At 38.2% G+C, this 872-nt stretch carries 1 protein-coding gene; it reads right to left on the bottom strand.

Annotated features, from left to right (window positions below):
* Nucleotides 1-872, bottom strand: an 872-nt coding sequence (locus F3059_RS13615) for a T9SS type A sorting domain-containing protein (protein WP_151170218.1), incomplete at both ends; no start/stop codon positions are given.

Raw genomic sequence — 872 nt, 5'->3', positions numbered from 1 at the left:
ATAGATTGATTTTGGTCAGAAATTGTTCTAACAAAGTAAATTCCGGGAGCTGCATTAATATTTCCAACTACTTGTTGGCCTTCCTGTACATCTCCTATTACTCTGCGCTCAATTACACTTCCCTGTGCATTGATTAATTCGTACTCTACATTCTTTGCTGATGAGCCAAAAGACATTGTAAACTCGCCTCTTGTAGGATTTGGATAGATTTTAAAACTATTGTGTTCTCCACCTATTAAATCCTCAGTGCTAGTATTCAATACTTCAACACATCTCGATGTGTCAGTGCAATTTCCACTTGTAATAACTACAGCATAAGTTCCATTATCTTCAGGAGTAAATGTATCGCTAGTGGCTCCATCTACCGGCTGACCGCTGTCACAGTCAATCCACTGGTAAGTTGCACCACTTAAATTAGCTATCAGTGTTGGTGTTAAATTCGTAATCGAAACATCCAAATCATAAACAGGATATGTTTCACTTACTGTACAACCGTTATCATCAGTAATTGTTACCGTATAATTACCACCTGATAAGCCATTCAATCCTGAGCTAGTAGATCCATTATTCCAATTGTAACTATATGGTGACGTACCACCATTAGCACTTACTGAAATCAAACCAATTTGATTTTCACAACCTGCATTAGGGTTATATGAATTTGTCATTACCTCAAGCTCATCCGGCTCAAAAATCGTGTAAGAAGCTGTAGCCTGACAACCGTTACCATCAGTTATTGTGACATTATGAGTTGTATTTACATTGAGTCCACTTCGAGTACTATCAGTATCTCCATTTCCCCAGTAGTAAGTGTAATTTCCAACACCACCTTGTCCTTCTACTGATACCATCCCCTGGTTATCTCCATAACA

This window comes from Salibacter halophilus, from assembly GCF_008806325.1.
GTDB lineage: Bacteria > Bacteroidota > Bacteroidia > Flavobacteriales_G > Salibacteraceae > Salibacter > Salibacter halophilus.
Note: the sequence above shows the minus strand (reverse complement) of the source record. Positions and strands in the feature narration are given on the sequence as shown.